The sequence below is a fragment of the Rhizomicrobium palustre genome (genome assembly GCF_011761565.1).
Lineage (GTDB): Bacteria > Pseudomonadota > Alphaproteobacteria > Micropepsales > Micropepsaceae > Rhizomicrobium > Rhizomicrobium palustre.
Genome location: NZ_JAASRM010000001.1, coordinates 3,792,148 through 3,805,012 on the forward strand (window position 1 = coordinate 3,792,148; position 12,865 = coordinate 3,805,012).

The 12,865-nt window shown below is 61.0% G+C and carries 14 protein-coding genes; 11 read left to right on the forward strand and 3 right to left on the reverse strand.

Annotated features, from left to right (window positions below):
* The first annotated feature begins 20 nt into the window (after positions 1 to 20).
* From FHS83_RS16805 to FHS83_RS16815, 3 genes are read left to right on the forward strand one after another with little or no spacing between them, the layout of a single operon-like run.
* Complete coding sequence (locus FHS83_RS16805; protein ID WP_167084238.1) at positions 21 to 554, forward strand: shikimate kinase; 534 nt, start codon at positions 21 to 23, stop codon at positions 552 to 554.
* Positions 551 to 1,645, forward strand: a complete 1,095-nt coding sequence (gene aroB / locus FHS83_RS16810) for a 3-dehydroquinate synthase (RefSeq protein ID WP_167084240.1) — start codon at positions 551 to 553, stop codon at positions 1,643 to 1,645. Before FHS83_RS16805 ends, aroB begins: the two co-directional genes overlap by 4 nt.
* 51 nt (positions 1,646 to 1,696) lie before the next feature.
* The gene (locus FHS83_RS16815; protein ID WP_167084242.1) at positions 1,697 to 3,004 is read left to right on the forward strand and encodes an HlyC/CorC family transporter; all 1,308 of its coding nucleotides are present in this window, start codon (positions 1,697 to 1,699) and stop codon (positions 3,002 to 3,004) included.
* Between the two features lie 13 nt (positions 3,005 to 3,017).
* Here the strand turns inward: FHS83_RS16815 and FHS83_RS16820 are convergent, their stop codons facing one another.
* Positions 3,018 to 3,284, reverse strand: a complete 267-nt coding sequence (locus FHS83_RS16820) for a BolA family protein (protein ID WP_167084243.1) — start codon at positions 3,282 to 3,284, stop codon at positions 3,018 to 3,020.
* A gap of 311 nt (positions 3,285 to 3,595) precedes the next feature.
* Here FHS83_RS16820 and FHS83_RS16825 point away from each other — a divergent pair, with 311 nt between their 5' ends.
* The 4 genes from FHS83_RS16825 to FHS83_RS16840 all read left to right on the forward strand — a co-directional run bounded on the left by FHS83_RS16825 (position 3,596) and on the right by FHS83_RS16840 (position 8,454).
* Positions 3,596 to 3,985 (forward strand): J domain-containing protein, encoded by a 390-nt coding sequence (locus tag FHS83_RS16825; RefSeq protein ID WP_167084245.1) that lies wholly within the window; start codon positions 3,596 to 3,598, stop codon positions 3,983 to 3,985.
* Between the two features lie 56 nt (positions 3,986 to 4,041).
* Positions 4,042 to 5,037, forward strand: a complete 996-nt coding sequence (gene cobS / locus FHS83_RS16830) for a cobaltochelatase subunit CobS (protein ID WP_344100937.1) — start codon at positions 4,042 to 4,044, stop codon at positions 5,035 to 5,037.
* A 4-nt stretch (positions 5,038 to 5,041) separates the two neighbouring features.
* Complete coding sequence (cobT, locus tag FHS83_RS16835) at positions 5,042 to 6,931, forward strand: cobaltochelatase subunit CobT (protein ID WP_341801567.1); 1,890 nt, start codon at positions 5,042 to 5,044, stop codon at positions 6,929 to 6,931.
* A gap of 74 nt (positions 6,932 to 7,005) precedes the next feature.
* The gene (locus FHS83_RS16840) at positions 7,006 to 8,454 is read left to right on the forward strand and encodes an acetylxylan esterase (protein WP_167084251.1); all 1,449 of its coding nucleotides are present in this window, start codon (positions 7,006 to 7,008) and stop codon (positions 8,452 to 8,454) included.
* A gap of 141 nt (positions 8,455 to 8,595) precedes the next feature.
* Here FHS83_RS16840 and FHS83_RS16845 read toward each other — a convergent pair whose 3' ends face one another.
* Entirely contained in the window at positions 8,596 to 9,357 is a 762-nt protein-coding gene (locus FHS83_RS16845; RefSeq protein ID WP_167084253.1) for a hypothetical protein, read from the reverse strand.
* 135 nt (positions 9,358 to 9,492) lie between these two features.
* A complete protein-coding gene (gene rpmB, locus FHS83_RS16850) occupies positions 9,493 to 9,786 on the reverse strand; it encodes a 50S ribosomal protein L28 (RefSeq protein WP_167084255.1) in 294 nt (97 codons plus the stop codon).
* Positions 9,787 to 10,037: 251 nt separating this feature from the next.
* On the opposite strand from rpmB, the gene FHS83_RS16855 reads away from it, so the two are divergent.
* Genes FHS83_RS16855 through FHS83_RS16870 form a run of 4 tightly spaced genes read left to right on the forward strand, consistent with a single transcriptional unit; the run spans position 10,038 to position 12,801 of the window.
* Positions 10,038 to 10,895: a DUF3108 domain-containing protein gene (locus FHS83_RS16855; protein WP_167084257.1), complete on the forward strand. Its 858-nt coding sequence runs from the start codon at positions 10,038 to 10,040 to the stop codon at positions 10,893 to 10,895.
* Positions 10,896 to 10,940: 45 nt separating this feature from the next.
* Positions 10,941 to 11,522 carry a GNAT family N-acetyltransferase gene (locus FHS83_RS16860; protein ID WP_167084259.1) on the forward strand — a complete coding sequence of 194 codons (582 nt, stop codon included), beginning with the start codon at positions 10,941 to 10,943 and terminating at the stop codon, positions 11,520 to 11,522.
* The gene (locus FHS83_RS16865) at positions 11,522 to 12,397 is read left to right on the forward strand and encodes a carbon-nitrogen hydrolase family protein (protein WP_208414923.1); all 876 of its coding nucleotides are present in this window, start codon (positions 11,522 to 11,524) and stop codon (positions 12,395 to 12,397) included. The genes FHS83_RS16860 and FHS83_RS16865 overlap by 1 nt, the downstream gene beginning before the upstream one ends.
* Positions 12,397 to 12,801 (forward strand): ketosteroid isomerase-related protein, encoded by a 405-nt coding sequence (locus tag FHS83_RS16870; RefSeq protein WP_167085592.1) that lies wholly within the window; start codon positions 12,397 to 12,399, stop codon positions 12,799 to 12,801. Before FHS83_RS16865 ends, FHS83_RS16870 begins: the two co-directional genes overlap by 1 nt.
* Positions 12,802 to 12,865: the final 64 nt, after the last annotated feature.

Consider the following 12,865-nt stretch of genomic DNA (forward strand, 5'->3'; position numbering starts at 1 on the left):
CCCTGTAATGCGGAAGGACCATGGGGCAGTTGACGCGCACGATAGCATTGGTTGGCATGATGGGAGCTGGAAAAAGTTCCATCGGGCGGCGCTTGGCCGCGCGAATGGGCGTTGGCTTCCATGATGCTGATCATGCCATTGAGGCCGCCGCTGGCCGCCCTATCTCCGCGATCTTTGCCGAATATGGCGAATCCGCCTTCCGTGATTGCGAGCGCAAGGTTATTGCGCGCCTGCTCGATAGGGAGCCGCATATTCTGGCCACCGGCGGCGGCGCCTTCATGTCGGAAGCGACCCGCGCCCGCTTGGCCGAGAAGTCCGTGACGGTCTGGCTGCGCGCGCCGCTTGATATTCTCTTCGCCCGTGTCAAACGCAAAGGCGACCGTCCGCTGCTGAAGACTCCAAATCCTCGCGAGACGCTCGAAAAACTCTTGTGCGAGCGTGAGCCGACCTATGCCCTCGCCGATCTCATTATCGATAGCGAGGACGCGCCCCACGCCGAAGCAGTCGAAAAGCTGATGACTGTGCTTACAGAAAAGGGAATTTGGCAGCCATGACGGTGCATATCCCGGTTTCCCTCGGAACCCGTAGCTACGGCATCCATGTCGGCCCCGGCCTGATTAGCGAGGCTGGAAAGCTGCTGAAGCCCTTCGCGAAGGGACCGGTTCCTATTGTGACCGACAGCAATGTCGCCTTCCTGCATCTGGACCGCTTCATCGGTGTCTTGCAGGATGAAGGCATCGAGGTGCATCCCATCGTGCTCGATGCGGGCGAGGGCACCAAAAGCTTTGCCTGGCTGGAAAAGCTTATCGGCCAGCTTCTGGCGGCAGGTGTGGATCGCGGCGGCTTGATCGTGGCGCTTGGCGGCGGCGTGATTGGTGACCTCACTGGCTTTGCCGCCGGTATCTTGAAGCGCGGCATCGCTTTTGCGCAGATTCCGACAACGCTTTTGAGCCAGGTGGATTCCTCTGTAGGCGGCAAGACCGCGATCAATGTGCCGGAAGGCAAGAATCTCGTCGGTGTGTTTCATCAGCCGAGCATCGTGATTGCCGATACCGATGTCTTGGGCACCCTGCCCCGTCGCGAGCTTCTGGCGGGCTATGCCGAAGTGGTCAAAACCGCAGCCCTTGGCAATGCGGACTATTTTTCCTGGCTGGAGAAGAACGCGGTGCAGGCGCTCAACGGCGAGCCTGAGGCCATCGTTCGCGCCGTCGCGGAAGCCTGCAAAATGAAAGCAGGCATCGTTGCGCGCGATGAACGCGAATCCGGCGAGCGGGCGCTGCTCAACCTTGGCCATACCTTTGGCCATGCGCTCGAAACCGCGACCGGCTTTTCCGGCCGCCTTTTGCATGGCGAAGGTGTGTCTATCGGCATGGCGCTGGCGTTCCAGCTTTCGGTCAAGCTGGGCCTTTGCCCCGCCGCCGATTGCGAACGCCTGATCGCGCATTTGAAGATGGTGGGCATGCCGAGCGCGATCTCCGACATTCCTGGCGAGCGGCCCTCACCCGAGGTGCTGATCGCGGCCATGGCGCACGATAAAAAGGTCAAGGATGGCAAGCTTATTTTCGTGCTGGCCCGCCGTATCGGCGAAACCTTCGTCACCGGCGATGTGCCTGTAGACGCGGTACGTGAGGTTTTGGAAGTTTAGCCTCCCCCTGGCGAGTCTATCAGGTATTATGGCCTCTCACCCGAGGATGCCATGGATACCGTTCTGATCGTCACTATATTCGCCATCGCCGGACTGCTGGCAGTTTCGGCCTTCTTTTCCGGCTCGGAAACGGCGCTGACCGCTGTCTCACCCGGCAAGATGCACCAGATGGAAAAGGACGGCTCGCGCTCCGCCGCCCTGATCAATCGGCTAGTCTCCGATAAAGAACGGCTGATCGGCGCCATGCTGCTCGGCAATACCTTCGTCAATATTCTGGTGTCCTCGCTTGCTACGGCGGTGCTGGAAGACCGCTTGGGCACCCACGCAGTCGTGATCGTCACCGCGATCATGACGGTTGCCGTCTTGATCTTCGCTGAAGTCCTGCCCAAGACGCTTGCCATCGCGCGCACCACTGAAGTCGCCCTTGCGCTTGCCCGCCCGATCACGGTGGTTGTCGCCGTGCTTGGCCCCGTCGTGGGCACTGTACAGCGCCTCGTCTGGGCGCTTCTCAAACTCTTCGGCATCAGCGGTGAGAACAAAGGCATCGTCGCCGACGAGGTGCATGACGAAATCCGCGGCACCGTTTATCTGCGCCACAAGGAAGGCGCGGTGGAGCGCGAAAGCCGCGACATGATCACCGGCGTGCTCGATCTACGCGAGCTGACGGTCGGCGATGTCATGACCCATCGCAAAAAGATGGTCTCCATCGATATCGGCCAGGAGACCGATGAAATCGTGCGTCAGGTTTTGGCCTCGCGCCGCTCGCGCGTTCCGGTGTGGCGCGATGAACCGGACAACATCATCGGCGTTTTGCGCACCAAGGACCTGATCCGCGCCGCCATGGGCAATCCCGAAGCCTTCAAGGGCCTGGATATGAACACGCTGGTGACCCAGCCCTGGTTCGTACCGGAAACCATGGGGGTGGAAGAGCTCTTGGATGCCTTCCGCCATCGCCGTTCGCATTTTGCCATGGTGGTGGATGAATACGGGGAGATCATGGGCCTCGTCACCCGCGAAGACATTCTCGATGAAGTCTTCGGCCGCATCCCGGATGAAAACCAGCCGCGCCCGGCGCTGGGCCTGCGTCCGCAAGCCGATGGCACCTTCCTGGTCGATGGCACCACCCCGATCCGCGATCTCAACCGTGCCATGGATTGGAGCCTGCCGGATGAGGAATACACTACCCTCGCGGGTCTTGTGATCCACGAAGCGCGCACCATCCCGGAAGTGGGCCAGCGCTTCTCCTTCTATGGCTTCAAATTCGAAGTCATGCGCCGCCAGCGAAACCAGATCACCGTCTTGCGCGTCACCGCCCCCGAAAACGCCGAAGGCGTCGCTGCGACGAATGCCTCGGGGTGATGTTTCCGCGCCCCTATTCGCCTGGGGCCTTGGTTTCGAGCTGAAGCGCGTGGATCTGCGTATTCAGCTCCTCCGCCAAGACAGCATATACCTTGCGCTGGCGCTCCACCCGGCCCATACCGGCGAAAGCTTGCGAGACGATCCGCACGATAAAGTGGGTTTCGCCGCCGTGGCGGTGCCCGTGATGGCCCTCATGGCGGGCACTATCATCGGTCACGGTGAGTTCCACAGGGGAAAAGGCCGCGTTCAACTTGGCGGTGATTGTATCAGTCATAGCCATGGAATAGCCCTGACGCGACGAAATCCTCCTGTCAAGCGCTTCGTTTTCTTGTTTTTTCCCCTCTCAACCCCATAATCACTCTCATGGCGAAATCGGAATCTCCTACGCGTTCACGGTTTGCTGACGCCATCCGGATCAAAAAACCGTCGGCTCGGCAGACCACCAAAAAGACCACGCGTCCCTGCAGCATCAAAGGCTGCGAGGGTGATGCGACCTGCCGTGTCCCCAAGTCACGGGATTTGTCTTCTTATGTCTGGGTTTGTCAGGCTCATGCCCGCGAACACAATGAGAAGTGGGATTATTTCAAGGGCATGAGCGAGGAAGACGTCGCGCGCTTCCAGGAGGAGGCCCTGACCGGCCACCGCCCGACATGGCAGCTCGGAAAGCGCGCCGCCGGGGTGAAAACCGCGGATGGGACCAGTGGCAGCTACCGCATTGAGGATGGGTTTGCCGTCTTCGGCGATGCCGAGCCGGAAAAAAGCCGCCGCCCGGAACGCGCACTGACCGGCCTGCAGCGCCAGGCCTTGGACACGCTGGGCCTCGAGCCAACGGCAACCTTGAACGAGATCAAGGCCAAGTATAAGGAACTTGTGAAGCGTTTCCACCCTGACGCGAATGGCGGCGACCGGGGCACGGAAGAACGCCTGAAACAGGTGATCAAGGCCTATAGCCATTTGCGCAGTTCTGGCCTTGTAAGCTGAGAGAGGGCGCCTCTCCACCTCCCCCGCGGCGCGGATCAATGAACACCGGAAAAAGCATCATGACCACTGAGACTGAGGGTCTCGACCCAGCCTTGACGCCCGATACCAAGCTCGATGTGAAATCCACCTTCGGGATTGAGGCGAATATCAAGGTCCCGGCCTTTTCCAAGCCGAACGCCTATGTGCCCGATCTCGATCCGGCCTATCGCTTCGACCGCGACACCACGCTGGCGATTCTGGCGGGATTTGCCCATAACCGCCGCGTCATGATCCAGGGCTACCACGGCACTGGCAAATCCACCCACATTGAGCAGGTCGCGGCGCGCCTCAATTGGCCTTGCATCCGCATCAACCTAGACAGCCATATCAGCCGCATCGATCTCGTCGGTAAGGACGCGATTGTGTTGAAAGATGGCTTGCAGATCACTGAATTCCGCGAAGGCATTCTGCCTTGGGCCTTGCAGCATCCCGTTGCCCTGGTGTTCGACGAATATGACGCCGGCCGCCCCGATGTGATGTTCGTGATCCAGCGCATCCTGGAAGTCTCGGGCAAGCTGACCCTGCTCGACCAGAACCGCGTCATCCGCCCGCACGCCGCCTTCCGCCTCTTCTCCACCACCAACACCATTGGTCTTGGCGATACCACCGGGCTTTATCACGGCACCCAGCAGATCAATCAGGGCCAGATGGACCGCTGGTCGATTGTTTCGACCCTCAACTATCTGCCGCATGAGGCCGAGGTCGAGATCGTCAGCGCCAAGGTGCCTGCCTATCAGTCGGGAGAGAAGAAAAAGAAGATCGCCGCCATGGTGCGTGTCGCCGATATGACCCGCAATGCCTTCATCAATGGCGATCTTTCCACCGTGATGAGCCCCAGAACGGTCATCACCTGGGCAGAGAATGCGGAAATCTTCGGCGATATCGGTTTCGCTTTCCGCGTCACCTTCCTGAACAAGTGCGACGAACTCGAACGCCCCACGGTGGCTGAATTCTATCAGCGCGCCTTCGGCGAAGAGCTGCCCGAAAGCGCCGCCAAGGTGCTGGTGGCCTAACATCGTGAGCAATTCCCCGCCGCCTTCTTCCAGCGATGATGTCAAGCGGGCCATGGCTGGCGCGCTTCGGGCGCTGGCGGGCGAAGCTGAGATCGAAATCAGCTACACCACCGAGCAGCAAAGCTGGTGGGCGGCGGTCACGCGTTTTTTCGGCGGTGAACAAAAACGCGCCCAGCTTCCGGCGCCTTCGCGGCAGATGACGGCGAAGGAGCTTGCGGTGCTGCGCGGCTCGGCCGACGCGCAAGCGCTAAAGCTCGCCTATCACGATGCGAAAATTCACGCCCAGAACCGGCCCTCGACGCCGGATGCCGTGGCCCTCTTCGAAGCCGCCGAGCAAGCACGTGTGGAAGCGATCGGTGCGCTCGCGATGCGCGGTGTCTCCGACAATCTCACGGCCAGTTTAGAGCAGCGCGCTTCGCAAAAAGGCCTGGCCCGGGCCCGCAGCCAAGATGATGCCCCGCTCGCAGATGTGCTGGGCCTGATCGTACGTGAGAAGCTCACCGGTGCCCCGCCGCCGCCTTCGGCCAAAGCCGCAGTCGAGCTCTGGCGCTCGCATATCGAGAAACGCGCGGGAGCCGATTTGAATGCGCTGACTGCGGCGCTGCGTGATCAGCAGGCTTTTGCCAAACTCACCCGCGCCGTTTTGCGCGATCTCGATTTCGGTGAGGAAGGCGAAGACCAGAATCCCGAGCAAGGCAGCGAGGAATCCCAAGAGGCCGAGCCGAATAACGACGGTGCCGAAGCGCAGGAAACCGAAGGCGATAGCGGTGCCAGCGATGCTGAGCAGCGCGAATCCGAAGGCGCGGAAGGTGAAGCCAGTCCTGCTGAGATGCGCGCCGAGTCCGCCGATATGGCGGATTCCGAAAGCCCGGCGGATGGCGAACAGCCCTGGCGCCCAGATATTCCTTATGGCGACAATAGCGGCTGGGACTACAAGCCCTACACAACCCAATTTGACGAGGTGATCGGCGCCGCCGAGCTTTGTGATGCCGAGGAACTGGCGCGGCTGCGCAATTACCTCGATCAGCAGCTCTTGCAAGCGCAAAGCGTCGTGGCGCGGCTCGCCAACAAGCTGCAGCGCCTCTTGCAGGCGCAGCAGAACCGTTCCTGGGATTTCGATCTCGAAGAAGGCATGCTGGACACGGCCCGCCTCACCCGCGTCGTCATCGATCCCATGCATCCACTCTCCTTCAAGCAGGAGAAGGACACCGATTTCCGCGATACCGTCGTGACCTTGCTGCTCGACAATTCCGGTTCGATGCGCGGGCGCCCGATCATGGTGGCGGCGATGTGCGCCGATATTCTCGCGCGCACGCTGGAGCGCTGCGCGGTGAAGGTGGAAATCCTCGGCTTCACGACGCGCGCCTGGAAGGGCGGACAGTCCCGCGAGAAGTGGCTCGCCGATGGCAAGCCGCCCCAGCCGGGCCGCCTCAATGATCTGCGCCATGTCGTCTATAAGGCCGCCGATGAGCCCTGGCGCCGGGCGCGCAAGAATCTCGGCCTGATGATGCGCGAAGGCCTTCTCAAGGAGAACATCGATGGCGAGGCCCTGATGTGGGCCTATAACCGCCTCGCGGGCCGCCCGGAGCAACGCAAAATCCTGATGGTGATTTCCGATGGCGCGCCGGTGGACGATTCCACCCTCAGCGTGAATACCGGCAATTACCTCGAGCGCCATTTCCGCAAGGTGATCGATTTCATCGAGAACCGCTCCTCGGTCGAACTCACCGCCATCGGTATCGGCCATGACGTGACGCGCCATTACGCGCGCGCGGTGACCATCGTGGATGCCGAACAGCTTGGCGGCGCCATGACGGATCAGTTGATCGGCCTCTTCGCCGAAGACCGCCACCCCAACCGCCGCGACCGGATGAAAAAGCGCGGACGCCGCTGAACCATTTGCGGGGTTGACCCGCGCGCCCAGCGGCAGAACACTCCTCCAAAAGAACGACGCTTCGGGGAGTCTCCATGACATCGCGCGTATCGCTGCTGTTTGCGGCGGGCCTTTTTGCAGCTTCTGCCTCTGCGGCGGAGCTAAATTTCACGCCGCTCAAATCCTCCGGCATTTATCAGACCGGCGAAACCGTGAGCTGGAGCGTGACGACCGCTTATGGTTTCACGCCCAAGACGACCTACAGCTACACGGTGAAGGAAAACGGCGGCACGCTGGTGTCTTCCGGCACGCTCGACCTTTCCCAAGGCAGCGCGACGCTTTCCGCCAAGCTCGATCATCCCGGCATGCTCATGGTCACGGTAGATAGGAGCGGTACCACCCCGCCCGCGCGCCCGACGCCTGCGGATGTGAATAAGGTCGACAGCGCGCTGAAAACACTGCTGGTGAAAAACGATCCCGCGCTGAAAGCGATCTTCGACAAATATCCAAGCTTCTGCCTCACCTTCGAGCCTTGTGGCCTGCCGGTTGCCGATCTTGGCCCCTCCCCCGTGCCGCAGCCGCATATCGCGGTCTTGGGCGCCGCGGTGTCGCCGACGAAAATCCAGCCCGTCGCGCCCCGCCCCGCCGATTTCGATGCCTTCTGGGCCGAGAAGCTTGCGGCGCTGGCGAAGGTCCCGATGCACCCGATCCTCACCGAGATTGCCGCGCCGGTGCCGGGGATCAAGTTCTACAAAGTGCAGCTCGACAGCCTGAATTCGCATGTGCAGGGCTATCTCGCGGTGCCGCTGAAGAAGGGCCCGCATCCCGCGATGATCCAATATCAATGGGCGGGCGTGTACGCGCTGATCCCTTCCATTTGTGCCAATCGCGCGGCGGAGGGCTGGCTCTGCTTCAACGTTTCCTCGCATGACATGCCGCTCGACTCCGCTAATGGCACGCCGAAGAATTACTATGAGCTCGGCAATCAGAGCCGCGAAACGAGCTATTACCTCAACATGTATCTGCGTGATACGCGCGCGCTTCAGTGGGTGCGCAGCCTGCCGGAGTGGAACAAGAAAACCCTGGTGGTCACCGGTACCTCGATGGGCGGCCATCAAAGTCTTGTCACGGCAGGTCTGAACCCGGGCAAGGTCACCGCGGTGCTGGTCAACGAGCCTTCGGGCGGCGATACCAATGCGGTGCTGAAAGGGCGCTTAGCCGCTTATCCCAATTGGCCAGTGCAGGATCCGCGCGTCGCCGAAGCTTCGCGTTATTTCGATACCGCCAATTTCACGCCGCACATCACCGCGCCGACCATGGCCGCGATCGGTTTCATCGATACGACCTGCCCGCCCGCGACGATCTTTTCCGCGGTCAATCAGATCAAAGCGCCGAAAGAGATCATTCCGATGATCGAGTCCGAGCATAACAACTACACGCCGGATAAGCAGGCGGGCTGGCTGCAACGCTCCGAAGAAGTTCTCGCGGTGCTGCTGCACGGCAGCAAATTCGTGCCGGATGAATGGGTGGCGAAGACGCCGTAATCTTTCACCTCCCCCTTGCGGGGAGGTCGAAATTTGCGTGCAAATTTCGGGTGGGGGGAAGCGTCCGAGGACCCACCCCCACCCGACGTGCTCGCTTTGCTGCGCGCGTCGACCTCCCCGCAAGGGGGAGGTGAAGTGGGTTCAATACCCCCCAAATCCCGACATCGGCGGGACCATGCGGCGGAGCGCCCAGAAAGGAATCAAGAGCAGGATGCCCTCACCCGCCAGGATGCCCATATAGGTGGCGCCATGGCTGAACCATTCGGCATCTGCCCCGGCGTATGAGGCCAGGAAGAAGATGGTGGCAAAGGTGAAAGCCGCGACCAGGAAGCCGACCAGCGGCGCCGTCCACCACATCGGCCCGCGCGCGCCGTCAAAGGCCGTGATCGAGACAAATCCGGCCAGGATGAACGCGCCGCCAAAAGCCAGCGCCTCGCGCATATCCGGCACGCCCTCCGGCCCCAGAATTTGATAGATGTCTTGCCCGGCGGCGAGCGCGAAGCCCGTCACCACAATGGCGGTGACCAGCACCTGGACAAAGGCATAGCCCGGGCCATAGCGCCGGTTGGTCAGAAAGACACAGAAGAAGCCGGTCGGCACCAAAGCATGTGCCAGAGTGAGCCAGCCCTGACCGGCCCCCAAAATGCTCACCGGCGTGTCGCGATAGAGAAATACGCCGATCACCCAGGCCAAAAGTACGCCGACCGAAACGGCCACGCGCGCTGTCGCAGCCAGCGCGCCCAGGATTTTCTCACCAAAACCAGATTTGCGGCCGTAGCCATAGGCGGCGGCATAGGGAACGTCGCTCGCCGCCCTTAACCGGTAGAGGCCCCGGTCTTGCGGAGCCATCTGCATGCCGCCAACGCGGCCCGGAACCACATGTCGATTATACGCCTGCACCATAACCCACCCCGTAATGCCCGGCCTTTTAATGACCTGGCACATTTTGACACATTACGGGAGATTTATTGCAGGCACTATGCCGTTAAACGCGAAAAACAGCGTAAACGTCGCTTTACCGCGTTTTTTATCGGCACATTACGCTGCGGTGGCGGCGACCTTCTTGGCAACCTGACGCTTCAGCTTGAGAGCCTTCGGCGACAAAGTCGCATCGCTGGCCTTGAGCAAGAAGGCATCCAGGCCGCCGAGCTTGTCGACGGAACGCAGGGCGTTCATGCTGATCTTCAGCTTGTAGATCTGCTTCAGGCTGTCGCTGGCGAGCGAGATCACCTGCAGGTTCGGACGGAAAACCCGCTTGGTCTTGTTATTGGCATGGCTGACGTTATGGCCAACCTGAAGGGTCTTTCCGGTCAATTCGCAACGGCGCGACATAGGTGTTCCTCGGGGTACAGCCCGGCCAAGCCGGGATTCGCGAAAGAGGCGCTCTCATAATTGCGCAGCGCCACCGGGTCAAGACATTGTCGTGACGGTGCCCGCCGGTTCGGGGCTTTTAGGCTGGCATTGCGGCCATTTAGGGGACAAATCGCCCCGGCTTTTAACGAATTTATCATGTCAGCGGGTTCGACAACCGGGCCTGCGTCATAATAAAACCTCTGCGGAACCACAGCTCCGGCACCCTTTCCATGCGGATTTCGACCACCGTCTTTACGCTTTTGGCCCTGGCAGCCCCCCTGGCGGCCCCTGCGGGGATGGCGCTGGCGGCGGGTGGCGCAGGCAGCGAAACCGCCGGTCCAGGCGGCAGCCTGACCCTGGCCATGACCCTTTATGCGGGCGGCATCACGCTGGGCAAGGTGGATATGGACGCCAAATTCAGCGGCGCCAATTACCATGTCGTCTCGAACCTGGAGACTTCGGGCGTGGTCAACGCCTTCTGGCAGTCCCAGATCCAGGCAACCTCGAATGGCAAGCTCGAAAAGAAGTCGATGCAGCCGGGAATGTATCAGTCCTTCTATACCGGCCATTCTGCCAAGAACCAGGAAGTGTCGCTGACCTATGAGGACGGCTATCCAGCCCGCCTCTACGCCAATCCCAGCTATCCCCTCACCGGCTATGAAGTGAAGCCGGAAGAGAAAAAGGGCACCGTCGATCCCTTGAGCGCGGTACTGATGATCGCGGCCACGGCCAATACCGAAGGCGGCAATCCCTGCAGCGTGAAGGCGCCGGTTTACGATGGCCGCCGCCGCTACGATGTGACTCTGGCGAAGGTGAAGCCGGTCAACGTCACCATGGATAACGGCCTCTACAAGGGCCAGGCCATGCTGTGCTCGATCGAATACAAGCAGCTTTCGGGCTATAAGCCGCGCGTTTTGCGTGACACCAACTTCCCGGCGATCAATGCCTGGGTGGCGGTGTTTCCCAGCGCCGTTACCGGCCGCAGCTATGCCATCCCCTTACGCGTCTGGGCCAATACGCAGTACGGCGTGATCGCCGCCGTCACCAACACCCTGAAAATCGACGGCCAAACCCCGAAGGTGAATTGAGGGCGCCCCGTCGACAGGTCTCGCGCGCGGCGCTATAGCGGCGGTATGGTCGAACTCGTTCCGCTCACCGGCCCTGCGATTGCTGCGCATATCGGCGATCTAGCGCGCTTGCGCATCACCGTGTTCCGCGACTGGCCGTATCTCTACGAAGGCGATGAAGCTTACGAACGCGACTACCTCTCGGTTTTCGCGAACACGCAAGATGCGCTGGTTGTCCTCGCAATCGACAATGGTGCCGTGGTGGGCGCCTCCACCGGCATGCCGCTTCTGGCCGAGCAGGATTATGTCCGCGCGCCGTTCCAGAAGGCTGGCATCGACGAAGCACCGATTTTCTATTTCAGCGAATCCGTTTTGCTTTTCTCCTATCGTGGCCAAGGCATTGGGGTGCGCTTTTTCGAAGCCCGCGAGGACTTCGCGCGGCAAAAGCATGAATGGGCCTATTTTTGCGGCGTGGTGCGCGCCGACAACCACCCTGCCCGGCCCTCCGATTTCGTGCCGCTGGATGCATTCTGGAAAAAGCGCGGCTATGCGCCCGTCAGCGGCCTCACCGCGTCGTTTTCCTGGAAAGACATCGGCGACAGCGACGAGACCACCAAACCCATGGCCTTCTGGCGCAAGAGGCTCTGATGCGTATCGCGACCGCGGCTTGGCCGATCGAACAGCACGAAAATTGGCAGACCTATGTCGCCAAGGCGGAGCATTGGGTCAAAGAGGCTGCCGATAACGGCGCCGAGCTTCTCGTCTTCCCCGAATATGGAGCCATGGAGCTGACGTCGCTGTTCCCGCCGCGCGAAGATTTGAAAGACAGCCTTGCTGATTTGCAGACCATCTTTGTGCCCTACCGCGAAATTTGGGCGTCGCTCGCCAAACGCTATGGCGTGCATCTGGTGGCGCCGAGTTTTCCGGTGCTACGCGATGGGCGGTATTACAACGAAGCCTGGCTGTTTTCACCTGAGGGCCAAAGCGCCTCTCAGCAGAAACTACACATGACGCGCTTCGAGGATGAGATTTGGGGTATTGCCGCGGGCGACGGCCTGAAGCTCTTCGAGATCGGCGGCATCACCGCCGCCATCGCCATTTGCTACGACGTGGAGTTTCCCGATCAAGTGCAAGCGCTGGCGGCGGCGGGCGCCGATCTCATCCTGGTGCCGTCTTGCACCGATACCGATGCGGGCTACACGCGCGTATCGATCACCGCGCGGGCGCGCGCCATCGAGAACCAGTGTTTTGTGGTACAATCCTCCACCGTCGGCGAAGCGCCCTGGTCGCCCGCCGTGGATGTAAATACCGGCATGGGCAGCATTTACGGCCCCGCCGATAAAGGCTTTCCGGCGGACGGCGTCCTCGCGCGCGGCAAATACAATCAGCCCGGCTGGACCTATGGCGAGCTTGATCTTGCCGCGCTGAAAGCGGTGCGCGCGCAAGGCCAGGTCCTTAATCACCGCGACCAGACAAAAACCGCTTACGGCACGCCCACAATCGCCTTACGGAGCTCGCCATGATGACCGACACCGAAATCCTGATCCGCAGCTATTACGATGCTTTCAACCGCCGCGATTTCGAGGACATGCTGGCGCTGCTTTCCGAGGATGTGCGCCACGACGTCAATGAAGGCGGACATGAAATCGGCCGCGACGCTTTCCGTGCCTTCGTGGAGCGCATGAACCGCTGCTATCGCGAGCACCTCACCGATATCCGCGTCGCGGTCGGCGAACACGGCGCCTATGCCGCCGCCGAATATGTCGTGCACGGAGAATATATCGCCAGCGATGAAGGCCTGCCGCCCGCCAAGGGCCAGAAATACGTCCTGCCGGGCGGGGCCTATTTCGATATCAAGGATGGCCGGATCGCGCGCGTCACCAACTACTACAATCTGTCGGACTGGATCCGGCAGGTGAACCCGTAAGTCGCACCGCTTAACCGCAACATTTCTCTATACGCGTATCCCCTCTTGTTCTAGTTTCTTGGGC

Excerpts from the sequence above, each read along its gene's own strand:
- FHS83_RS16860 (WP_167084259.1), top strand. The coding sequence starts at position 10,941 with ATGGTCGAACTCGTTCCGCTCACCGGCCCTGCGATTGCTGCGCATATC.
- FHS83_RS16815 (WP_167084242.1), top strand. The coding sequence starts at position 1,697 with ATGGATACCGTTCTGATCGTCACTATATTCGCCATCGCCGGACTGCTG.
- FHS83_RS16820 (WP_167084243.1), bottom strand. The coding sequence starts at position 3,284 with ATGGCTATGACTGATACAATCACCGCCAAGTTGAACGCGGCCTTTTCC.
- rpmB (WP_167084255.1), bottom strand. The coding sequence starts at position 9,786 with ATGTCGCGCCGTTGCGAATTGACCGGAAAGACCCTTCAGGTTGGCCAT.
- FHS83_RS16845 (WP_167084253.1), bottom strand. The coding sequence starts at position 9,357 with ATGGTGCAGGCGTATAATCGACATGTGGTTCCGGGCCGCGTTGGCGGC.
- FHS83_RS16805 (WP_167084238.1), top strand. The coding sequence starts at position 21 with ATGGGGCAGTTGACGCGCACGATAGCATTGGTTGGCATGATGGGAGCT.
- aroB (WP_167084240.1), top strand. The coding sequence starts at position 551 with ATGACGGTGCATATCCCGGTTTCCCTCGGAACCCGTAGCTACGGCATC.
- FHS83_RS16840 (WP_167084251.1), top strand. The coding sequence starts at position 7,006 with ATGACATCGCGCGTATCGCTGCTGTTTGCGGCGGGCCTTTTTGCAGCT.
- FHS83_RS16825 (WP_167084245.1), top strand. The coding sequence starts at position 3,596 with ATGAGCGAGGAAGACGTCGCGCGCTTCCAGGAGGAGGCCCTGACCGGC.
- FHS83_RS16865 (WP_208414923.1), top strand. The coding sequence starts at position 11,522 with ATGCGTATCGCGACCGCGGCTTGGCCGATCGAACAGCACGAAAATTGG.
- FHS83_RS16870 (WP_167085592.1), top strand. The coding sequence starts at position 12,397 with ATGACCGACACCGAAATCCTGATCCGCAGCTATTACGATGCTTTCAAC.
- FHS83_RS16855 (WP_167084257.1), top strand. The coding sequence starts at position 10,038 with ATGCGGATTTCGACCACCGTCTTTACGCTTTTGGCCCTGGCAGCCCCC.